Genomic DNA, 21,632 nt, shown 5'->3' with positions numbered 1-21,632 from the left:
GTCTGTCCGACGTTTTTCGTCCATGTCGCATCACCTCCTTTCCGGTGGGATGGCACATCCGGGGGCGCCGCGCCCGCCATCGGCGGGGGGCGCCCGGAACATTGAGGATCATGCCCGCGATCCGGGACGCTGTCAATTCCTCACCCCCCGACGGCCTCCCGACCCCGCAGCCGGCCATACAGCCACCAGAAGCGCTCCCGGGGGAAGGCGCGTTGCAACGCCTCCTCCCACAGGAAGGGGCCAGGCACCCAGTGACGACGCAGACGTTGATCCAGGGCCTCCACCCGGCGCCGGGCCGGCTGGGCCTCTAACCCCAGCCGCTCGGCTTCCTCCAGCAACAGATCGATCTTCACGCGGATGTGGACCTGAGCGGGATAGCTAACGGCCGCCTCCTCCGGCCGCTCCTCATAGTCCTCCAGATACCAGGACCAGGCGTCCAGACGGCTGCTGAGCTCCCGCTCGACCTTCCGGCGATATCGATCCGGATGGACCTCCCGCACGCGCGCCAGCTGGCCCTTCACGGCCTCCAGCTCCGCCTGAGCCCCAGGCGGCAACTCCTCCCGGCGGGCCTCCAGACGACGCAGGCTCTCCAGCAGCCCCCCCACGCTGAAGGCAGGGAACGTGGCGGAGAAGGGGCGGAGCGTCCAGTAGACCAGATCCGAGCTCAGGTAATCCTCCATCGCGGCCATCCCCTCACGGACGAAGGTCAGCTCCTCCTCCGGCTTCATCGCGATCCCTCCAGGGATGGGTTGCCCGGGCCCTGTCCCTCCTCCGCCGGCGAACGAGGCACGGAGGGAAGACCGGGAAGTGGCCACGCCGGCTGGCGGATGGCCTGCACCAGCTCCGGCAGGAGGGCCTCCAGATCTCGGGAGGTGTCCACCTCCAGATAGGGGCGCCCGATGGGCTCCATCTGCCGGCGCATCCGCTCGTAGACCGGCCAGGTGGCCTCGCTGGCGTCCGTCGGATCCCGATGGCGGAGCCGCCCCTCCAGGCGATCCCGGACCACTTCCGGAGGCGCGGTGACGAGGAGGATGATCAGGGGGATGCGGAGGCGGTCGGCGATCTGATAGACCAGGGCGCGATGCGCTTCGATGAGGTTGGTGGCGTCGAAGATGGCGGAGGAACCCTGGCGCAGCAGCTGCTCGAGGAGCACCCGACATACCTGATGAACCCGCCGGCTCTCCTGAAGGGAGTGGCGGGGCCACTTGAAGAGGACGCGGCGCACCCGGTCGGACTCCACGATGGGAGCCGGCAGGGCCGCGGCCAGGCGGCGGGCCAGGGTGGACTTCCCGGTCCCGGGCAGGCCGACCATCAGGACCAGGCGCGGATGCGGCGTAGGGATCGGACGGATGTCTAAGGCCTGAGCGGCCCGCCGGGCCATCGCCTCCGCCTCCTCCCGGGTCAGAGGATAAGGCGAAGGCCCACCCGCGCCGCGCTCCCGCTCCGGGCTCCGTCCGGGGACGCCGGATGCGGGCCTCTCCGGCTGCGCAAGCCTCCGATCCTCCATGGATCTGATCCTCGCGCCGGAACCGCCACGGACGATTTGTCAGGACTTCTGGCTCAGAATTATAAAACCGGAAGGCCGTGAGCGCCGCGCCGGTCTCCTCCCTCCAGCGCATCACCCGGGCTGGGGCGGAGACGGTGGGATGGAAGCCCCGCCGCCGGAGGAGGAGGCAAGAGGCGATCCGGGAATCGGTCCGGGTGTGTCCCGGTTTTGTCGGGCCTGGCCGCCTTGTAGGACAACTGCTTGCAGTTGTCCTACGATTTTGGGACACGCCCCCGGGAACTCAACCCTTTCCGGGAGGGATCATGATGCCGCATCGGGAGAGACCCCCCGTTCCGCCCTATCTGGTCCTGGCCCTGGGCATCCTGGCGGTTTCCATGGCCTCGATCTTCATCCGCTTCGCCCAGCGCGAGGCCTCCTCCCTGGTCATCGCCGCCTATCGCCTGACCCTGGCCACCTTGCTGATCCTGCCCGTGGCCGTCGGGCGCTACGGGCACGAATGGAAGCGGATCGGCCGCAGCGATCTGCTCTGGATGCTGCTCTCCGGGGTCTTCCTGGCCCTGCATTTCGTGACCTGGATCACCTCCCTGGAATACACGACGGTGGCCAGCTCGGTGGTGCTGGTCAGCCTCTCCCCGGTGTTTGTGGCGATTGCGGCCCCCCTCTTCCTTCGGGAGACCATCTCCCTTCGCACGGCCCTGGGGATCTTGCTGGCCCTGGTTGGGAGCGGGATGGTGGGCCTGAGCGACGCCTGCACGGGATCTCCCCTCCGCTGCGAACTGGGAGGGAGCCGATCCCTGATCGGCAACCTCCTGGCCCTGGCGGGAGCGGTTATGGTGGCCGGCTATTTCATGATCGGGCGCCGCGTGCGCGGCCGCTTCTCCCTCCCGGTCTATATCGCCCTCGTCTACGGGACGGCGGCTGTGGTCTGCCTCCTGATCGTCGCCGCCGCCCGTCTCCCCTTGCTCGGCTACGCGCCCATGACTTACGTCTGGATGAGCCTGGTGGCCATCTTCCCCCAGCTCATCGGACACTCCTCCTTCAACTGGGCCCTCCGCTACCTGCCGACAGCGGTGGTCACCGTGACCACTCTGGGCGAGCCCATCGGCTCCACCGTCCTGGCCTACCTGATCCTGGGGGAAATACCAGGCTGGATCAAGCTCCTCGGGGGCGGGCTGATCCTCACCGGCATCGCCATCGTCTCCCGGGAGGGGGCCGGCGCTTGAAAGCCGCGCCTCGTTTCACTTTTCTGCTGGAGGTTCCCCATGCCGATCCATCCGCCGGAGCCGTTTCGCATCAAGATGGTGGAGCCTATCCGGCTCCTCCCGCGGGAGGAGCGTCGGCGGCGCCTGGAGGAGGCCGGATACAACCTGTTCCGCCTGCGGGCGGAGGACGTCTTCATCGACCTGCTCACGGATTCGGGGACCGGGGCGATGAGCGACCGGCAGTGGGCGGGGATGATGCAGGGGGACGAATCCTATGCTGGGGCCCGCAGCTTCTACCGGTTCCAGGAGACAATCCAGGAGATCACCGGCTACCCATATGTGGTGCCGGTCCATCAGGGCCGGGCCGCGGAGCACCTCTTCTTTGCGGTCGCCGTCCGCCCGGGCCAGAAGGTCCCCAGCAACAATCACTTCGATACCACGCGGGCCAACCTCCTGGCCCGACCGGCGGAGCCGGTGGATCTGGTCATCGAGGAGGCTTACGACCCGACCCTGGAGCACCCCTTCAAGGGCAACATGGACCCGGCGAAGCTGGAAGCTTTCTTCGAGCAGGTCGGGCCGGAGAACATCCCCTTCGTGATGCTCACCCTGACCAACAACACCGTGGGCGGGCAGCCGGTGTCTATGGAGAACGTGCGGGCTGTGTCGGCGATCGCCCGGCGATACGGGAAGGGACTGTATCTGGACGTGGCCCGCTATGCGGAGAACGTCTATTTCATCCGGATGCGGGAGCCGGGATATGCGGGCCGCCCGGTGCGGGAGATCGCCCGGGAGCTCTTCGGATACGCCGACGGCTGTCTGATGAGCGCCAAGAAGGACGGCCTGGCCAACATCGGCGGGTTCATCGCCCTGAAGGATCGTGACCTCTATGAAGCCCTCTGCGCCCAGCTGGTGCTGCGGGAGGGCTTTCCGACCTACGGCGGCCTGGCCGGCCGCGATCTGGAGGCCATCGCCATCGGGTTGCAGGAAGCCCTCGATGAGGCGTATCTGGCCTATCGCGTCGGCCAGGTGAGTTATCTGGCGGAGTCCCTCCGGCAGGCGGGGATCCCCATCGTGGTGCCGCCCGGGGGCCATGCCGTGTATCTGGACGCGCGGCGTTTCCTCCCCCATATCCCCCAGAGGGAATACCCGGGCCACGCCCTGGCGGTCCACCTGTATCTGGAGGGGGGCATCCGCGGGGTCGAGATCGGCAGCGTGATGCTGGCCCAGGAGGATCCCCGCACCGGGGAGATGATCTATCCCCGACTGGAGCTGGTGCGCCTGGCGATCCCCCGCCGGGTTTATACCCAGAGCCATCTGGATTACGTGGCCGAAGTGTGCGCCCGGGTCTACGCCCGACGGGAGCGCATCCGGGGCTTCCGCATCGTGGAGGCGCCGAGGTTGCTCCGGCACTTCCTCGCTCGCTTCGAGCCCCTGGGTGAGCTGGACGATGGGGCCTGATCCCTCATTCCCAGAGCCACACGTCCACCGGGTCTCCGGCCTGCAGGCCGTTGAGATCCAGGGGGACCATCACCAGGCCGTCGGAGCGGGCCAGGGTGAAGATCAGGTTGCTCTTGCCGAACACCGGCTCGGCCCAGAGGCCATCCGCTCGAGGGACGAGGCGGGCGGGCACCCAATCGATGCGCCCGGGGGCGGAGGGGATGTTGTGGGTCAGGCGGGCAGGCTGACGGCGCGGCGGGGGCGGCTCCACGCCCTGAAGGAGATAGAGAAGGGGGACCAGGAGCATCCGAGCGACCACGAAGGCGGAGACCGGGTTCCCGGGCAGGCCCAGCACCGGCTTGCCGGCGCAGAAGGCCACCAGGGTGGGTTTGCCGGGGCGGATGGCCAGGCCGTGGGCCAGGATCCCCGGCGGGCCCAGGCGCTCGATGACCGTCGCGGTGAGATCCCGCGTGCTCACGGAGCTCCCGGCGGTGAAGACCAGGACATCGGCGGCCTCAAAGGCCTCCCGGGCCATTGCCTCCAGGACCTCCAGGCGATCCGGGGAGATCCCGCAGGGAAGGGGCTCCCCGCCGTGCTGGCGGATCAGGCCGATGAGGGAGAAGGTGTTGACATCCCGCACCTGGCCGGGCTGGGGCCGCTGGTCAGGCGGCACGATCTCATCGCCGCTGCCCAGGATGGCCACCCGGGGGCGGCGGGCCACCGGCACGCGGGCCACCCCCAGGGCGGCCAGGGCCCCCAGATCCTGGGGGCGCAGGCGATGGCCCGCCGGGAAGGCGATCTCCCCCTGCCGGATGTCCTCGCCGATGGCGATGACGTTCTCCCCCGGGGCCACCGGCCGCAACACCTCGATGGTCTCCGCATCCAGCCGCTGGGTCCGCTCCAGCATGACCACCGCGTCGGCTCCCTCCGGCAACATCCCCCCGGTGTGGATCAGGGCGGCCTCTCCCGGGCCGATGGCGAACCCCGGGGCCCGTCCCATGGGCACCTCGCCGATCACCCGCAGGTAGGCCGGCAGGCCTTCGGTGGCCCCAAAGGTGTCGGCCGCCCGCACCGCATAGCCGTCCATCGCGCTCCGCGGGAACGCAGGCAGGGGCTCGGGGGCGACGACAGGCTGGGCCAGGGCTCGACCGAGGGCCTCGGAGAGCGGGAGGATCTCGGCCGGCAAAGGGCTCAGGTGAGCGCGCAGCCGCTCCAGCGCCTGATCGGGCGGGAGAACCGTGAAGAACTCCGGCATCGATCCCTCCGGGCCAGGTCGTTGACGGTCGGTCTTCCATTTTCTCAGGAATTACGCAGTTGGATTCGTCCTTCTCCCCACGCGGCGGATGGGTTATCATCATGATGGAGGCGGCGACGATGCCGACGGTCTGCCTGCGGTTCCGATTCGAGGAGCATCCCAGGATCCGCGCCCTGATGGAGGCCTGCGCCGACATCCAGCGGCAGGCCATTGATTATGCTTTGGAAAACGGCAAAACCGCCACCTTCACGATCATCCAGGCCCTCTATCCCTCCCTGCGCGCGCAGCATCCGGATCTCCACTCCAACCTCATCTACGGAGCGATCCGATCCGGCGCCCGGATCGTCCACGGCTTCCGGAACCAGCAGCGGAAGGGGAAGACCCAGGCGGACCGGCCGGAGATCCGGCGGCCATCGGTTTATCTCACCAAGCAGGCCGTGAAAATTGAATGGGACGGGGAGCTCCTGACCGTCACGATCCCGGTCTCCCCTCGGGATCCGGAGCCCATCATCCTCACCTTCCGCCCTCACCACAAGTATCGCCGGCTGCTGGATGAATGGAAAGCAGGGCGGGCGCGGATGGGGGAGCCGACGCTCACGGCCCACTCCCTCTCCATCCCCCTGAAGTTCCCGGATCCCATCCCCTATAAGCCGGAGGGGGTGATCGGGATCGACAGCAACGAGGGGAATCTGACGGCCTTCGTGACCTCCACCGGCGAGATCCGGGAGATCGACACGGGGTATGTGGGGAAGATCAACCGGGACCATCTGCGGCGCGAGATCAAAGGGACGAGAGGGAAGCACAACCCAAAGGCCAAAAAGAAGATCGCCTCCAAGCATCGAAGGATTCGCCGGGAGAAGACGGAGAACTTCTGGCATCATCTGGCCCTGGCCTTGATCGCCTGGGCGCTGGGGATGCGGGCGGCCCTGGTGCTGGAGGATCTGAAGGGGATGAAGGAGCGGATCGGGAAGGGAAAGTCCAGGAGGATGCGGCAGCGTCTGCTCAATTTCTGGAGCATTATGACTTTCCATCGCATTCTGGTTCACAAGGCGAGGTTTTACGGGGTTCCCTTGATCTTCGTGAACCCACAGAACACGTCCCGGGCGTGTCCGGTATGCGGCAGGGTGGGTGAAAGGCTAAGGGGACACGCCTTGGCGTGCCCTTGCGGGGCGAGGATGGGCCGTCACGAGGCGGCGGCGGTGAACATTGCCCGCAGGGGGGTGGAATTCCTCGGGGGCTTGGGCTCCCGGGGCAGGGGTCGGTGGGCGACCCCCGTGGCCGGTCCTCTGGCCTTGGGATAAAACCCAAGGCCACGACCGGAATGCGCAGGAAACTGCGTAAGTCCTAAATACCTGCGGAGTGGGAATTCAGGGAACTTCGGCGGGAGGGAACCGGAGATGATCGATGTGAATGACCTGCGGAAGGGGACGACCTTCATCCTGGACGGTCAGATCTATGAGGTGCTGGAGTATCAGCATCACAAGCCCGGCCGGGGGAACGCCTTCATCCGCACCAAGCTGCGCAACCTGCGCACCGGGGCCATCATCGACAAGACGTTCCTCTCAGGCGATCGGGTGCAGGACATCCGGGTGGAGAACCGGGAGGTGCAGTTCCTGTATCGGGACGGCGATCTCTACTATATGATGGACACCCGGACCTATGAGCAGATCCCGGTGCCGGCCGAGCGGCTGGGGGAGGCGGTGAACTTCCTGAAGGAGGGGATCACCCTGATTCTGCGGGAATACGAGGGCGAGCCCCTGGGGGTGGAGTTGCCGGTGACGGTGGACCTGCGGGTGGTGGAGGCGGAGCCGGGGGTGAAAGGCGATACCGCCTCGGGCGCCGACAAATGGGTGGTGCTGGAGACCGGCTATCGCCTCCGGGTCCCCCTCTTCGTCAACGAGGGCGACATCGTCCGGGTCGACACCCGAACCGGGGAATACGTGACCCGCGTGGGTTAAATCCATCATGGAACCTGATCACAGGAGGAGACGAATGCGGCCCCGTCGTGTGGTGATCACCGGGATGGGGGCCATCACGCCGCTGGGGCTGGATGTGCCCACCACGTGGGCCAACGCCGTCGCCGGCCGCTCCGGCGTGGGGCCGATCACCCTCTTCGACGCCTCCGGTCTGAACGTGCGCATCGCCGCCGAGGTCAAGGGGTTCGATCCATTGAATTATATGGACGCCCGGGAGGCCCGGCGGCGGGACCGGTTCGAGCAGTTCGCGGTGGCCGCCACCCAGGAGGCGGTGCGCCAGGCTGGGCTGCGGATCACCGAGGAGATCGCCGATGAGGTGGGGGTGATCATCGGCTCGGCCATCGGCGGAGCCCAAACCTTCGCCGATGGGGTGGAGACGGCCCTGCACAAGAGCCCCCGCCTGCTCCATCCCTTCGTCATCCCCATGGTGATCACGGACGGCGCCTCCGCCCAGATCGCCATCGAGCTGGGGGCCCGAGGCCCCAACTTCGCTACGGTCTCCGCCTGCGCCGCCGGGGCGGACGCCATCGGCATCGCCTACGAGCTGATCCGCAGCGGAGATTGCCGGGTCTGCATCGCCGGGGGCGCCGAGGCCAGCATCACTTTCATCGGCATCGCCGCCTTCGACCGCATCGGGGCCATGTCCCGCCGCAACGACGACCCCGCTGGGGCGTGCCGGCCCTTCGACCGGGATCGGGACGGCACGGTGATGGGGGAGGGCGCGGCGGTCCTGGTGCTGGAGGATCTGGAGTTCGCCCTGGCCCGAGGCGCCGAACCTCTGGCCGAGATCATCGGCTACGGGGCGACCTCCGATGCTTACCATCCCATCGCCCCCGATGAGAACGGGGCGGGGGCGGCCCGGGCGATGGCCAAGGCCCTGCGCAAAGCCGGGATCCGCCCGGAGGAGGTGGATTACATCAACGCCCACGGCACCGGGACGCCCCTCAACGACAAAACCGAGACCCTGGCCATCAAGACGGTCTTCGGCGAGCGGGCCTACGAGATCCCGGTCAGCGCCACCAAATCCATGACTGGCCACATGATCGGGGCCACGGGAGCCCTGGAGGCCATCTTCTGTGTCATGGCCATCCGCGAGGGAATCATCCCCCCTACCATCAACCTGCAGAACCCGGACCCGGAGTGCGACCTGGATTACGTCCCCAATCAGGCCCGCCGCAAAGAGGTGCGCATCGCCATCACCAACGCCTTCGGGTTCGGTGGCCACAACAGCGTTCTGGTGCTCAAGCGCTGGGAAGGCGCGTGATCAGATCACCGCGTCCCTACATCTCGAAACGGATCGGACGGAGAGGATCCTCCGTCCGATCTTTGTTCGGGGGACCCTGGGGCCAAGCGGCGGGGAGGCGAGCGGGATGGAACCGGAAGGCGGGGAGATCGCGGCGTTCTTCGATGTGGACCACACGGTGCTCTCGGTGAGCTCGGGGAGGCAGTGGGTGCGCTATCTGCGTCGCAGCGGCCGGATGACGGGGGCGCTCTGGTGGACGTTCCTATGGCTGGCGTTGCGGTATTATCTGGGGTTGCTGGAGTTCCCCCGGGCCAGCGCCCGCCTCACGGCGATGATCGCCGGCGCCGATGAAGGCGCCTTCCGGGAGGAGACCCGGCGCTGGTTCGAGGAGTGGGTGCGGCCGTATATCGCTCCCGGGGCCGTGGAGCGGATCGAGGCCCATCGCCGGCGGGGACATCGGGTGGCCCTGATCTCCGCTGCCACGGAATATGTGGTCCGCCCCCTGGCGGAGGCCCTGGGGATCCCCGATTATCTCTGCACTCGCCTGGAGGTGGTGGACGGACGCCTCACCGGCCGGGTGGTGGAGCCTCCGTGCTACGGCCCGGGGAAGGTCTACTGGGCCGAGCGCTACGCGGCGGAGAAAGGCGTGGACCTCTCCCGCAGCTACTTCTACACGGATAGCTATACGGATCTCCCGCTCTTGCTGCGGGTCGGCCATCCGGTGGCGGTGAACCCCGATCTTCGGCTGCGCCGGCTGGCCCGCCGGCGGGGATGGCCCATCGAGCGCTTCTATTGAAAGCGCGGCGCAACGCGTTGCCCAGGCGCCTGCGCGAATCAGGAGGTCTTTTTGACCGGCGCAGGCCGACCGTGGGCCGGAGGCTTTCACGCCGATTGAAATCGGCCTTTCGGGGCGCTGCGCGCCGGGCGTCGGCCTTCGCCGACGCAAAGGGGGATTCTTCGGTCGGCGCAGGCCGACCGTCGGCCGAAGGCCTCCCAAGGTCGAATTCATTCAACCCGCAGGCCGACCGCGGGCCGGAGGCTTTCACGCCGATTGAAATCGGCCTTTTGGGGCGCTGCGCGCCGGGCGTCGGCCTTCGCCGACGCAAAGGGGATTCTTCGGTCGGCGCAGGCCGACCGTCGGCCGGAGGCCTCTGGAGGCCGAATTCATTCGGCGTGCAGGCCGACCGTGGGCCGAAGGCCTTCGCGCCGATTGAAATCGGCCTTCAAAGGCGCTGCGCGCCGGGCGTCGGCCTTCGCCGACGCAAAGGGGATTCTTCGGTCGGCGCAGGCCGACCGTGGGCCGGAGGCTCTGCGCCGATTGAAATCGGCCTCTTCGGGCGCTATGCGCCGGGCGTCGGCCTTCGCCGACGCAAAGGGGATTTTCGGTCGGCGCAGGCCGACCGTGGGCCGAAGGCCTCTGGAGGCCGAATTCATTCGGCGTGCAGGCCGACCGTGGGCCGAAGGCTCTGCGCCGATTGAAATCGGCCTCTTCGGGCGCTATGCGCCGGGCGTCGGCCTTCGCCGACGCAAAGGGGATTCTTCGGTCGGCGCAGGCCGACCGTGGGCCGGAGGCTCTGCGCCGATTGAAATCGGCCTTCAAAGGCGCTGCGCGCCGGGCGTCGGCCTTCGCCGACGCAAAGGGGATTCTTCGGTCGGCGCAGGCCGACCGTCGGCCGAAGGCCTCTGGAGGCCGAATTCATTCGGCGTGCAGGCCGACCGTGGGCCGCAGGCCTCTGCGCCGATTGAAATCGGCCTTCAAAGGCGCTGCGCGCCGGGCGTCGGCCTTCGCCGACGCAAAGGGGATTCTTCGGTCGGCGCAGGCCGACCGTGGGCCGAAGGCCTCTGGAGGCCGAATTCATTCGGCGTGCAGGCCGACCGTGGGCCGGAGGCTCTGCGCCGATTGAAATCGGCCTTCAAAGGCGCTGCGCGCCGGGCGTCGGCCTTCGCCGACGCAAAGGGGATTCTTCGGTCGGCGCAGGCCGACCGTCGGCCGAAGGCCTCTGGAGGCCGAATTCATTGGACACGATCACGGGAACGATACGGAGGGGAGATGCGGCGTCCGGTTCGCATCCTGGGCGTGCCCATGGACCTGGGGCAGGGGCGGCGCGGCGTGGACATGGGGCCCAGCGCGGTCCGCTACGCTGGTCTGCAGGCCCGCCTGGAGGGCCTGGGTTACCAGGTGGAGGACGGAGGAAACATCATCGTGCCGGTCCCGGAGGAGGTGCGTGCCGTCGGCCCCGGCGGGATGCGCCACCTGGAGGCGGTGGCCGAGACCTGTGAGCGGGTGTTCCAGGCGGTGCGGGAGACGGTGGCGGATGGGCGCTTCCCCATCATCCTGGGCGGAGATCATTCCATCGCCATGGGGACGATCGCCGGGATCATCGCTGCGGCGGGGCCGACCGGCGTGTTGTGGATCGACGCCCACGGGGATTTCAATACGCCGGAGACCTCGCCCTCCGGCAACATCCATGGCATGCCACTGGCCCATCTGGTCGGCCGGGGCCACCCCCGCCTGATCCAGATCGGCGGGCCGGAGCCCAAGCTTCGGCCCGAACAGGTCGTCCTCATCGGGGTGCGCTCTCTGGACCCCGAGGAACGCCGGGCCATGGCGGAGAGCGGCATGCTGATTTTCACCATGCGGGAGATCGACGAGCTGGGGATCGCCACGGTGGTCCGGCAGGCCCTCACCCGCCTGAAGGCGTGGCCGCGCCTCCACGTCAGCCTGGACCTCGACGTCCTGGATCCCCAGGTGGCGCCCGGGGTGGGCACGCCGGTGCCCGGCGGGCTGACCTATCGCGAAGCCCATTTGATGATGGAGATCCTGGCCGATAGCGGCCGGGTGGGCTCGGTGGATGTGGTGGAGATCAACCCGATCCTGGACGAGCGCAACCGCACCGCCGAGCTGGCCGTGGAGCTGCTCGCCTCCCTGCTGGGTCAGCAGATCCTGTAGCGCGCTATCCCTCCCGGGGCAACCGGTGGACCACCAGCGGCCCCAGGAGCGCGCTGAGGAGCACATATGCGGTTGCAAGGGGAACAAAAGTCACGGTGGGCAGGGTCAGGCCCACCAGCCCGGCGATCACCCCGGAGAGCTCCCCCCGCGCGATCAAGAGAGCCCCTGCCCGAGCACGCGCCCATCCCCTGATCCCAGCCCGATGGGCCGCGATCCATCCGGTGAGCCCCTTGGTCAGCCCGGTGGCCAGTGTGAGGAGGACCGCCAGGGGCAGGACGGGGAGGAGCAGCCCCGGATCCGTGCGCAGGCCCAGGGTGAGAAAGAAAACCGTGGCGGACAGGTCCCGCACCGGCCCGATCAGCTGCCGGGCCCGCTCTTTCACCGGATCCGAGATCGCGATCCCCAGAAGGAAGGCCCCCACGGCCGCCGGGATCCGAAGGGCCAGGGCGATCCCTCCCGCCAGCAGCACCAGCCCGAACAGGGAAAGCAGAAGCACCGCCTCGTTCTCGTGATCGATGGCCCGGCTGAGGACCTGGCCGTAGCGAATGGCGATCCCCATGGCGGCGACGGGCAAGAGGAGGGACAGCAGCAGGGGCCCGACGGCCACCCCATTGGTTCGAAAAAAGAGCACCATCACCGGCGGCAGCAGGAGGGCGATCAACAGGTCCTCCAGGATCGAGAGGGAGACGGCCACGCGCGCCTCCGCGCGGCCTTCCCATCCCAGCTCGTCGATCAGATGAGCGAGGATGCCGGAGGAGGTGACAAAGGTCACCCCGCCCATCAAGAGGGCCAGAGGCAGCCCCCACCCGAACGTCAGCGCCAGCAGAAAGCCCGGCGTGAAGTTCAGGAAGGCATCCACGAGGCTGTCCGGGAAGTGAGCCCGGAGCGCGTCCCACAGCTCCCGACCGCTGTATTCCAGGCCCAGCATGAACAGCAGGAGGAGGGCGCCGATCTCCGCCGTGGTCCGGACGAAGGGCTCGCTCAGCCGAAGGGCGAGGAGGCCTCCTTCGCCGAAGGCCAGGCCGACGAGCAGGACGAGGGGGATTGGGGAGAAGGCGAGGCGATGCGCCAGGCGGTGGACCAGGGCCAGGCCCAGGAAGATCGCCCCCAGCTCGACCAGGATCATCCCCGCCTCCGGCACCGGATGCCCGCCCGGCTCCGAGAAGACCCGGGGAGCGCGGAGAACCGCTCTGCGCTCCCCGGGCCCAGCGCCCCGCTCCAGGAACCGGGGGCCTCAGCGCTCCGCCCCGCGGCCCTCCGCCATGCCCGGCTCCGGATACGCCGGCCCGGCCACGAGAGGACTCACCAGATTGCGGAACTCCACGCGGCTCCATCCGCATCGGGTGCAGGCCACCCGGAGTTCCTCCACATAGGGGTCATGGTCGTCCGGCTGGACCGCCGCCCAGCGGAGCCGGCCTCCGCACTGCGGGCAGGTCGGGGTGATCAGCCAGGCGTAAACCCCGGGCGGGACGATGAGGGCCAGCCCGGTCATGATCAGGGCCAGCCCGATGCCGATGAGGGCCGGGCCCTGGGGCCGGAGCGCAAGCCAGATCCCCAGCCACAGGAGGGCGAGGAAGGCGATGAAGACGCGCACGTAACGGTATCGGATGAACAGCATCGGCTCCCCCTCACAGACGGCGCGGGCTCATTCTTTCTTTGCGTTCTTGGAATTGGCGGTGAAGATGGGCAGATGACCCAGGGCGATGATGTGCCGCCACTTCGCTCGCTCCCCCTCCGTGAACACGGCGGCCTCGGCGATCACGATGGCCCCCGCCTTGTTCATCAGCAGGCGCATCGCCTGGAGGGTGGATCCGGTGGAGATCACATCGTCCACCAGCACCACCTTCCGGCCGCGGACCAGCTCGATATCCTTCTCATCCAGATAGAGGGTCTGGGGCTGGCCGGTGGTGATGGAGAGGGTCTCGGCGCTCAGGGCCTCGCCCATGTAGGGCTTGTAGCTCTTGCGCAGGATCACATAGGGAAGGCCGGTTTCGATGGAGAGCTGATAGGCGAGGGGGATGGCCTTCGCCTCCGGGGTGACGATCACCTCGGCCTCCTTGGGGATCCGTCGGGCCAGCTCTTTGGCCGCCGCCAGGACCACCTCAGTGTCCCCGAGCATGTTGAAGATGGCGATGCGCACGCCGGGGGCGATCTCGAACAGCGGGAGATGCCGGACCAGGCCGGCGATCTCCACGGTGTAGGTCTCGCGCTTCGGGCCCATCGGGTCCACCTCCACCCAGGATGCCGGGGATATTATACCATCCTCACGAGGAGTATAATGGCCATGAGGGCGGATCGATCGGCAGGGCGCGTTTTCACGAATGGCCATGAGGGCGGATCGATCGGCAGGGCGCGTTTTCACGTTTTCATGGGCGGGAAAGCGCTTCCCCTGTCGGAATGGCTGATCCGGGAGCGGGCGGCCCTCTATCGCGAGCGGCCGGATTGGGTAGAGCCCCTGCTGGAGAGCGAGGAGCGGCTGGGATTTCACGAACTGGGTGGGGACATCGGGATGGGGCCTGTGTTCTGTCATAATAGACCTGCTTACCGTGCAGAGCCCTCCGGAGGAGAAGGAGATGTCGGAACGCGCGGCGCCGCACATCGATCGGGGATGGGAGCTGCATGCCCAGCGCCGTTATGAGCAGGCCATGGAGGAATTCCGCAAGGCCATCGAGGTGGATGGGAACGCCATCGACGCCTACTACGGCCTGGGTTTGGCTGCGAAGGCGGCGGGCCGCACGGAGACCGCCATCGCCGCCTTCGAGAGGGTCCTCGCCTTACTTCCCACGGTAGAGGACCGGGGCAAGGCCCAGATCCTCTCCCGCCTGACCCAGGCTCACCTGCAGCGGCTGCGAGGATCCGATGGAGAAGCGTGAGCGCCTCCAGGCGGCCCTCCGGGGCGAGCCCGTGGACCGCCCGCCGGTGGCCCTCTGGCGCCACTTCCCGGTGGCGGATCAGGATCCCCGGGCCTTCGCCGAGGCGGTGGTGGAATTCCAGCAGCGCTTCGATTTCGACTTCGTCAAGATCACCCCCGCCTCCAGCTACTGCGTCCGGGACTGGGGGGTAGAGGACGTCTGGGAAGGGGATACCGAAGGGACCCGACGCTACATCCGGCACCCGGTTCAGGATCCCGAGGACTGGACGAGGTTGCCCGTTCTGGATCCCGAGCGGGGGGTCCTCGGGGAGCACCTCGAAGCGGTGGCCCGCATCCGGCAGGCCCTCCCCGAAGTTCCCCTGGTGGTCACCGTGTTCAGCCCCCTGGCTCAGGCGAAGAACCTGACCGGCTCCCAGCGGCTGTTGCTGCATCTGCGCCAGGCCCCGAAGGCCCTGGAGAGAGGGCTGGAGACGATCACCGAGAGCACCCGTCGCTTCGTCCGGGCTGCCCTCGCACGGGGGGCGGATGGGATCTTCTACGCCGTGCAGCACGCCTCGTATCTGCTGCTCTCGCCCGAGGAATACCGGCGTTTCGGCCGTCCGTATGATCAGGCGATCCTGGAGGAAGCGGGCGGGGCCTGGCTGAACCTCCTTCACCTGCACGGCGAGGCGGTGATGTTCGATCTGTTCGTGGATTACCCGGTGGCGGTCTGGAACTGGCATGATCGGGAGACCCCGCCGGCCCTGGCGGAGGCGCAGCGGAAGGTCTCCGGGGCGGTGCTCGGGGGGCTCTCCCGGGTGAAGGCCCTGGTCCAGGGGACGCCGGAGCAGGTGATCGCAGAGGCCCGGGAGGCCATCGCCCAGACCGGAGGCCGGCGCTTCATCCTGGGCACCGGTTGCGTGGTCCCCATCCATGCCCCTGAGGTCAACCTGCGGGCAGCCCGCCGCGCCGTGGAGATGCTCCCCCGGTAAAGCTCCGTTCTTCTCTCCTTCGCCCCGAACACGGAGCCCTTCAAAAAAGCGCGCAGAGGGCCGTTTGCTACCCAGCCCTCTGCGCCGGGATGGCGCCCCCTCCGGGATTCGAACCCGGACACGCCGCTTAGAAGGCGGCCGCTCTTTCCCTTTGAGCTAAGGGGGCGATCTCAGTGTAAAGAAAAACCTACCCAACCGGGATAGGAAAAAAGTCCCAGGGGATACCCCTACGGACCGGCCGGCGTCGAAGTCAGCGTGCTCTCTTTAGAGAAACCGTGGAGAATCGATAGGAAGAAACGGCTCGCCTCTGCAGGAGGTCGAGCCCTGGATCGGAAGCGGTGAATCGGGGATGCTCCGGCTGAGCCATCGACGAAGCCTGCCGTAAAATGATATGGACTGCCCACCGGGCTGGCTCTACGATAACACAATCCGCGCACTCTGTCAAGGCTGAGGACACGGATCATGGAGTCCATAGAATGATTTCGGAGCCGTCGGATCCGCCGGTTTCGGCTCATACCCCTTGCCCGGAGACGGTGTCCGTGACGACGGCCAGGCGGTTCTCGGGGTCGTAAACATAGCGCCACGCCACCCTGTCCTGATGCGGGTCGTCGGGCTCGGGAGCGATTCGCTTGTTCAAGCGCTGGATCCCACCAGGTAAACCGGCCGGATCGCCGTCTTCGCGGCTATAGGGGGGACGGCGGATCCTCAACGGGGAGTTGCTCCCGGCAACCCCAGACGCCGGGCCAGGAACCGCGCCAGCTCCTCCAGCTCCCCAAACCGGAAGCAGGGGGCCCCCAGCTCAAGGGGCACATCCGAGACGATCGCCCAGTGCTCCCCCGGCTGGGTCACCGGCTCCAGCCCTGTCTCCGAGCGCATCACCTCCACCTTGGGAGCGGCTTCCGTGTGGAAGCCTTCCACGAGGATCACATCCACCCCCTGGAGCTCCTGAACGAGGTCACGCAGGGTGAGGGGGCGCTCGAGGCGCCGGGAGATCCAGAGCCAGCGCGGCGTCACGCCGATGACCAGGTCCGCTCCGGCCTCCCGGTGCCGCCACGTGTCCTTCCCGACCTGATCCCACTCCATCCCCCCGTGGGGATCATGCTTGATCGTCCCCACCCGGAGCCCCCATTCCCGGAAGATCCGCACCAATCCCTCGAGGACCGTCGTCTTCCCTGCGCCCGATCGCCCGACGATGCAGATCCAGGGAGGAGGAGCACGGCGCATGGCGGATCTCCCACGTTTTGATCCGAAAGGAGGAACAGCGCCCCGGCTCACTTCGGGCCCACCAGCAACACCCCGATGTCATTCACGTTGGTCCCCGTCGGCCCGGTGCGGATCAGATCCCCCAGAGCCTCGAAGAAGGCGTAGGCATCGTTGGCATGCAGATGGGCCATCGCGTCCAGGCCCAGGAGGTAAGCCCGGTGCACGCTCTCGCCGTCCGCCAGGGCGCCGGCCGCGTCCGTCGGTCCATCGATCCCATCGGTCCCCATGGAGGCCACCACGCAATCCGGCCAGCCCTGCAGGGCGATGGCCGCTGCCAGCACCAGCTCCTGGTTCCGTCCGCCCCGACCGCTCCCGCGCACGGTGACCGTGGTCTCGCCGCCCCAGACGACACAGGCCGGGCGGGGGATCGGTTGGTCCGTGGTGGCGATCTCCTTGGCGATGGCGGCGATCACCCGGGCGACCTCGCGGGCCTCCCCCTCCACGAACGTGGAGAGCAGAAGCGGATGATAGCCCAGGCGGGCCGCTTCCTCCAGAGCGGCGCGGGCGGCCAGGCGGTTGCTGGCGATGATGTGATGGAAGACCCGCTGGAAGATCTCATCGCCGGGCTTCGGGGTTTCAGGGATCCGCCCGTGGAGACCGGCCTCCAGGTGAAGGCGCACCGGCAGGGGGACGCGCTCGAGCAGGCCGTAGCGGTTCAGCACCCGCCAGGCATCCTGGAAGGTCGACGGATCGGCGGCCATAGGACCCGAGGCGATCACCGAGAGATCATCGCCCACGACGTCGGAGAGCACCAGGGTCACCACGGTGGCCGGGTAGGCGAACCGGGCCAGCCCTCCCCCCTTGATCCGATCCAGATGCTTGCGCACGGCGTTCAGCTCGTGGATGGTGGCCCCCGCCCGCAACAGCAGGTCCGTCACCGCCTGGAGATCGCTCAGGCTGAGGCCCTCCACCGGCCACGTGGCCAGGGCGGAGCCTCCCCCGCTGAGGGCACAGAGGATCAGATCCTCCGGCCCGGCTTGTTCTGCCAGGGCAGCCAGAGCCTGGGCGCCCCGCACGCTGTTCTCGTCCGGGACCGGATGCCCGGCTTCGACCACCGTCCAGCGCTCGTCGAGGGCGGCGGCCAGGTGCCCGTATTTGGTCACCAGGACTCCCCGATCGAGGCGGCTGCCCAGCAGCACCTGCAGGGCATAGGCCATCGGGTAGGCGGCCTTGCCCAGGGCCAGCACGAACACGTGACGGTAGCGCTCCAGGTCGAAGCGCTCCCCCTCGATGAGGAGCTGGTTCCCCTCCCGGCGGACGTGCCGGCGGACCGCAGCGCTCGGGTCCACCGCGCCCAGGGCCGCGTGCAGGATCTGCAAGGCATCCCGGCGAAGGGCGTGCTCTTCCTTTTCGACCGACATCCCTTTGCGCTCCTCGAAGAGAGAGGTGGATCCTCCACCCTCCATTTTAGCGATGCTGCTCCCGGTAGTGATCGATCATCCGGCTCAGGGCCATCCAATCGGAGACCAGGCAGACGAAGCCGGTGCCCTCGGGCAGGCAGAGATAAGGGCCCAGCAGCCAGCGGATCCAACGGGCGGGGATGGGGTAGCCGGCGGTCTCGATCACCAGCACCGTGTGATCGTAAAAGGGCTCCACCCACCGTCGGTGGCGAAAGGGGAGGCGTGGGAAGATCTCCGAGAAACGGGTGGGGCGGGTGGCGCGGATCCGGCGGTAGGAGACCCGGAGCGCGAAGAAGGGGGCCCGGAAGATCAGGGCCTCCGGGCGGGGCTCCACCCCGGAGAGCCGGCTGCCGATCTCCGGGACCAGCCAGACCCCCAGGGCGGCTCCCGCCAGGATCAGCAGCAGGGCGTCCTGTTCCGGAGGCCAGGGATAATTGACCTCGGCGATCAGGGGGAGATAATACAGCCCAAGGGCCAGGAGCGCGATCCACCACGCGGGGCCTCGATACATGCGAGCCAGCCGCTGATACAACAAAAAGGGAAAACGCCGGGGGCGGATCCCACCCCGCTCGCGCTCTCCGGCAACCGCTCTCCAGGTCTCCTGAGGCCGGTGGAAGGCCATGCGCGTAATGAGTTCCCGAGAGAACGCCTTCGGAAGATAAACGCTCCCCGTTCGCCTTTAAGGGAGAACGCCTGTCTGTCCCCCTCGCCTCGCCCGGGCTCAGTTCAGCTCCTGCAGCTCCCCGGTGACCATGAAGATCACCCGCTCCGCGATGTTGGTCACCCGGTCTGCGATGCGCTCCAGGTTGTGGGAGATCCAGAGCAGGCGGGTGGCCCGGAAGATCGTCCGCGGGTCCTGCATCATATACGTGATCAGCTCCCGGTAGACCTGCTCGTCCAGCGCGTCCACCTCGTCGTCCCGGGCCACGGCCGCGCGGGCCTTCTCCGGATCCTGCTCCACATAGGCTTCCAGGACCTGCCGCAACATCTCCTTGGCGATCTGGGCCATGCGGGGGATGTCGATGAGCGGCTTGAGCAGGGGTTCGTCGGCCATCTCAATGGTGAGCTTGGCGATGCTCTTGGCGTGGTCGCCCATGCGCTCCAGGTTGGTGGCGCAGAACATGGCGGCGATGATGGCCCGCAGGTCGCTGGCCATCGGCTGCTGGGTGGCGATGGTCTCCAGGCATGCCTCTTCGATCTGATAGCGCATCCGGTTGATCTCCTCATCGAAGGCGATGATCTCCCGGGCCATCTCCACGTCCAGCCGCTTCAGGGCCTCGATGCAGCGATCGATGGCCTGCTCCACCATCCCCCCCAGCCGCAGCACATCCTGACGGATGGCGCTCAGATCGCGCTCCAGCATCACGCGCGCCTGCATCAGCCCCTCCTTTCCGGACCTGGCGCCCGTATGGTAATCCCCGGCCGGCACCCGGTCAAGCATCCTCTGCTCCGTCTCCCGTCGCTCCAGCCAGCGCCGCAGGGCCGGGATCAGCTCCTCTCGCATCCGATCCCGGACCTCGCGGAACTCCTCCAGCATCCCTTCCTCGTCCCAGGCCCGCCGGCCGGGGTCGGGGTAACCGATATGCATCCGCTCGCCCTGGCCGGGCCAGACCGGGCACTCCTCGGCCGCATCGTCGCAGACCGTGAGGACCAGATCGAAGGGCTGTCCGATGAACTCGGACAGCGATTTGCTGCGCTGGCCGGAGATGTCAATCCCGATCTCCCGCATCACCCGGATGGCCATCGGGTGCACGTAGCCGGCCGGATGGGTCCCGGCGGAGAAGACCTCCACCCGGTCCCCCAGGGCGGCGCGGATCAGCCCCTCCGCCATCTGGCTGCGGGCAGCGTTCCCGGTGCACAGCACCAGCACGCGCGGCTTCCGCGTGTTCATCGACCCTCCTCATCCGAACCGTCCGGTGATGTAGTCCTCCGTGCGTCGATCCCTCGGGCGGGTGAAGATCTGCTGGGTGGGCCCGAACTCGATGAGCCGCCCCACCCGATCCTCCCCGGCCAGCATGAAGGCGGTGTAATCGCTCACCCGGGCGGCCTGCTGCATGTTGTGGGTGACGATCACGATGGTGTATTCCCGGGCCAGCTCCCGCATCAGGTCCTCGATCTTCATGGTGGCGATGGGGTCCAGGGCGGAGGCCGGCTCGTCCATCAGCAGCACCTCGGGTTCGGTGGCCAGGGCCCGGGCGATGCACAGGCGCTGCTGCTGGCCGCCGGAGAGGGTCAGGGCGTTCTGGTGCAGCTTGTCCTTGACCTCATCCCACAGGGCCGCCGCTCGCAGACAGCGCTCCACGATCTCGTCCAGCTTGCGTCGGTCCCGGATCCCCTGGATGCGCGGGCCGAAGGCCACGTTCTCATAAATGCTCTTGGGGAAGGGGTTCGGCTTCTGGAAAACCATCCCGATGCGCCGCCGCACCTCCACCACATCCACATCCGGGCCGTAGAGGTCGAGGCCCTCAAACAGGACCCGGCCGGTCACGCGGGCGGAGGGGATGAGGTCGTTCATCCGGTTGAAGCAACGCAGCAGGGTGCTTTTGCCGCACCCGGAGGGTCCGATGATCGCCGTGATCCGCCGGCGGGGGATCTTCATGGAGATCCCCTCGATGGCCGGACGGCCGTCGTAGTAGACGGTGAGGTTCTGCGTCTCCAGGACGATCTCCTCCATGCGTTCCCCCTCACCACTGATAGCGCCGCTGCAGGCGATAGCGAAGATAGATGGCCAGCCCGTTCATAGACAGCAAAACCGCCAGCAACACCAGGATGGCCCCCGCCGCGCGGGCGTGGAAGCCCGCCTGGGGTCGAGAGACCCAGTTGAAGATCTGGATGGGAAGCACCGTGAACTTGTCGAAGGGGCTCCGGGGATCGAAGGCGATGAAGGTCAGGGCCCCGATGGTGATCAGCGGGGCCGTCTCCCCGATGGCCCGGGAGAGGGCCAGGATCATCCCGGTGAGGATGCCGGGGAAGGCCACCGGCAGCACCTGATGACGGATCACCTGCCAGCGGGTGGCCCCCAGGGCGAAGGCGGCCTCCCGCAGGCTCATCGGAACCGCCCGCAGCGCCTCCCGGGAGGCGGCGATCAGGATGGGCAGGACGAGCAGGCTGAGGGTGAGGGCGCCGGCCAGGATGCTGCGCTCCAGCCGCAGCGCCCGGACGAACAGCTCCAGCCCCAGCAGGCCGTAAATGATCGAAGGCACGCCGGCCAGGTTGTTGATGTTCAGCTCGATGAGCCGGGTCAGCTGGTTGCGGGGCGCGTATTCCTCCAGGTAGATGGCGGCCGCCACCCCCAGGGGCACCGCGAAGAGCGCCGTCAGCGCCATGACCCAGATGGTCCCCAGCAGCGCCGAGCGGATCCCCGCCTGCTCCGGGAACCGGGAGGGATAGGAAGTGAGGAAGGACCAGGAGAGCACCCCCAGCCCCCGGCGGGCCACATCGAGCAGCAGGAAAGCCAGGACCAGCAAGCCGAAGACCGTGGCCGCCAGCGCGATCCCCTCGAACAGCTTCCCTAACAGCTCCCGCCGTTGCCGATGTCCCATGCGCGCACCTCCCG

The 21,632-nt window shown here is 67.8% G+C and carries 22 protein-coding genes and 1 tRNA gene; 9 read left to right on the top strand and 14 right to left on the bottom strand.

Translation table 11 applies throughout. The features are described 5' to 3' along the window. Positions 1–140: 140 nt before the first annotated feature. Together KNN16_RS10405 and KNN16_RS10400 are read right to left on the bottom strand one after the other, a co-directional pair. Positions 141–728 carry a hypothetical protein gene (locus KNN16_RS10405; RefSeq protein WP_299284925.1) on the bottom strand — a complete coding sequence of 196 codons (588 nt, stop codon included), beginning with the start codon at positions 726–728 and terminating at the stop codon, positions 141–143. After that, positions 725–1,507 (bottom strand): ATP-binding protein, encoded by a 783-nt coding sequence (locus KNN16_RS10400; RefSeq protein ID WP_299284922.1) that lies wholly within the window; start codon positions 1,505–1,507, stop codon positions 725–727. Before KNN16_RS10400 ends, KNN16_RS10405 begins: the two co-directional genes overlap by 4 nt. 302 nt (positions 1,508–1,809) lie before the next feature. Between KNN16_RS10400 and KNN16_RS10395 the strand changes: the two genes are divergently transcribed. Both KNN16_RS10395 and KNN16_RS10390 read left to right on the top strand, forming a co-directional pair. Then, positions 1,810–2,730, top strand: a complete 921-nt coding sequence (locus tag KNN16_RS10395) for a DMT family transporter (protein ID WP_303896775.1) — start codon at positions 1,810–1,812, stop codon at positions 2,728–2,730. 39 nt (positions 2,731–2,769) lie between these two features. Further along, on the top strand, positions 2,770–4,167 hold the full coding sequence (locus tag KNN16_RS10390; protein ID WP_303896773.1) for a tryptophanase: 1,398 nt from the start codon (positions 2,770–2,772) through the stop codon (positions 4,165–4,167). A 4-nt stretch (positions 4,168–4,171) separates the two neighbouring features. On the opposite strand, the gene glp is transcribed toward KNN16_RS10390, so the two are convergent. Beyond that, positions 4,172–5,401 (bottom strand): gephyrin-like molybdotransferase Glp, encoded by a 1,230-nt coding sequence (gene glp / locus KNN16_RS10385; protein ID WP_303896771.1) that lies wholly within the window; start codon positions 5,399–5,401, stop codon positions 4,172–4,174. A gap of 119 nt (positions 5,402–5,520) precedes the next feature. Between glp and KNN16_RS10380 the strand changes: the two genes are divergently transcribed. The 5 genes from KNN16_RS10380 to rocF all read left to right on the top strand — a co-directional run bounded on the left by KNN16_RS10380 (position 5,521) and on the right by rocF (position 11,570). Further along, a complete protein-coding gene (locus tag KNN16_RS10380) occupies positions 5,521–6,702 on the top strand; it encodes a transposase (RefSeq protein WP_303896769.1) in 1,182 nt (393 codons plus the stop codon). 96 nt (positions 6,703–6,798) lie between these two features. After that, complete coding sequence (gene efp / locus KNN16_RS10375; protein WP_088571912.1) at positions 6,799–7,359, top strand: elongation factor P; 561 nt, start codon at positions 6,799–6,801, stop codon at positions 7,357–7,359. A gap of 34 nt (positions 7,360–7,393) precedes the next feature. Beyond that, positions 7,394–8,641 carry a beta-ketoacyl-ACP synthase II gene (gene fabF, locus KNN16_RS10370; RefSeq protein ID WP_303896767.1) on the top strand — a complete coding sequence of 416 codons (1,248 nt, stop codon included), beginning with the start codon at positions 7,394–7,396 and terminating at the stop codon, positions 8,639–8,641. 106 nt (positions 8,642–8,747) lie between these two features. Further along, positions 8,748–9,416, top strand: a complete 669-nt coding sequence (locus KNN16_RS10365; protein WP_299288718.1) for an HAD family phosphatase — start codon at positions 8,748–8,750, stop codon at positions 9,414–9,416. A 1,254-nt stretch (positions 9,417–10,670) separates the two neighbouring features. After that, complete coding sequence (gene rocF / locus KNN16_RS10360) at positions 10,671–11,570, top strand: arginase (protein WP_303896766.1); 900 nt, start codon at positions 10,671–10,673, stop codon at positions 11,568–11,570. Positions 11,571–11,574: 4 nt separating this feature from the next. On the opposite strand, the gene KNN16_RS10355 is transcribed toward rocF, so the two are convergent. The 3 genes from KNN16_RS10355 to KNN16_RS10345 form a co-directional block, all read right to left on the bottom strand. Continuing rightward, positions 11,575–12,696, bottom strand: coding sequence for a cation:proton antiporter (locus KNN16_RS10355; protein WP_303896764.1), 1,122 nt, complete (start codon positions 12,694–12,696; stop codon positions 11,575–11,577). Positions 12,697–12,804: 108 nt separating this feature from the next. Beyond that, entirely contained in the window at positions 12,805–13,188 is a 384-nt protein-coding gene (locus KNN16_RS10350) for a zinc ribbon domain-containing protein (protein ID WP_299288807.1), read from the bottom strand. Positions 13,189–13,215: 27 nt separating this feature from the next. Continuing rightward, positions 13,216–13,791 carry a phosphoribosyltransferase family protein gene (locus tag KNN16_RS10345; RefSeq protein ID WP_088571906.1) on the bottom strand — a complete coding sequence of 192 codons (576 nt, stop codon included), beginning with the start codon at positions 13,789–13,791 and terminating at the stop codon, positions 13,216–13,218. A 352-nt stretch (positions 13,792–14,143) separates the two neighbouring features. Between KNN16_RS10345 and KNN16_RS10340 the strand changes: the two genes are divergently transcribed. Beyond that, a complete protein-coding gene (locus KNN16_RS10340; RefSeq protein WP_299288802.1) occupies positions 14,144–14,443 on the top strand; it encodes a tetratricopeptide repeat protein in 300 nt (99 codons plus the stop codon). After that, complete coding sequence (locus KNN16_RS10335) at positions 14,430–15,413, top strand: uroporphyrinogen decarboxylase family protein (RefSeq protein WP_303896761.1); 984 nt, start codon at positions 14,430–14,432, stop codon at positions 15,411–15,413. The genes KNN16_RS10340 and KNN16_RS10335 overlap by 14 nt, the downstream gene beginning before the upstream one ends. A gap of 90 nt (positions 15,414–15,503) precedes the next feature. Here the strand turns inward: KNN16_RS10335 and KNN16_RS10330 are convergent. The 8 genes from KNN16_RS10330 to pstA form a co-directional block, all read right to left on the bottom strand. After that, positions 15,504–15,579, bottom strand: a tRNA-Arg gene (locus tag KNN16_RS10330). Between the two features lie 345 nt (positions 15,580–15,924). Next, the gene (locus tag KNN16_RS10325) at positions 15,925–16,050 is read right to left on the bottom strand and encodes a hypothetical protein (protein ID WP_303896759.1); all 126 of its coding nucleotides are present in this window, start codon (positions 16,048–16,050) and stop codon (positions 15,925–15,927) included. Positions 16,051–16,118: 68 nt separating this feature from the next. Further along, positions 16,119–16,637: a molybdopterin-guanine dinucleotide biosynthesis protein B gene (gene mobB / locus KNN16_RS10320; protein WP_303896758.1), complete on the bottom strand. Its 519-nt coding sequence runs from the start codon at positions 16,635–16,637 to the stop codon at positions 16,119–16,121. Positions 16,638–16,684: 47 nt separating this feature from the next. After that, complete coding sequence (locus KNN16_RS10315; protein ID WP_303896757.1) at positions 16,685–18,037, bottom strand: glycerate kinase; 1,353 nt, start codon at positions 18,035–18,037, stop codon at positions 16,685–16,687. Between the two features lie 46 nt (positions 18,038–18,083). Beyond that, positions 18,084–18,698, bottom strand: a complete 615-nt coding sequence (locus KNN16_RS10310; protein ID WP_303896756.1) for a hypothetical protein — start codon at positions 18,696–18,698, stop codon at positions 18,084–18,086. Positions 18,699–18,797: 99 nt separating this feature from the next. After that, positions 18,798–19,967 carry a phosphate signaling complex protein PhoU gene (phoU, locus tag KNN16_RS15190; RefSeq protein WP_369685857.1) on the bottom strand — a complete coding sequence of 390 codons (1,170 nt, stop codon included), beginning with the start codon at positions 19,965–19,967 and terminating at the stop codon, positions 18,798–18,800. 9 nt (positions 19,968–19,976) lie between these two features. Then, positions 19,977–20,750, bottom strand: coding sequence for a phosphate ABC transporter ATP-binding protein PstB (gene pstB, locus KNN16_RS10295; protein WP_299284533.1), 774 nt, complete (start codon positions 20,748–20,750; stop codon positions 19,977–19,979). A gap of 10 nt (positions 20,751–20,760) precedes the next feature. Beyond that, positions 20,761–21,618, bottom strand: coding sequence for a phosphate ABC transporter permease PstA (gene pstA, locus KNN16_RS10290; RefSeq protein ID WP_303896753.1), 858 nt, complete (start codon positions 21,616–21,618; stop codon positions 20,761–20,763). Between the last annotated feature and the right edge of the window lie 14 nt (positions 21,619–21,632).

It is taken from the genome of Thermoflexus hugenholtzii, assembly GCF_018771565.1.
Taxonomy (GTDB): Bacteria; Chloroflexota; Anaerolineae; order Thermoflexales; family Thermoflexaceae; genus Thermoflexus; species Thermoflexus hugenholtzii_A.
The sequence above is the reverse complement of the archived record's forward strand: the minus strand, read 5'-3'. Positions and strand labels throughout refer to the sequence as shown.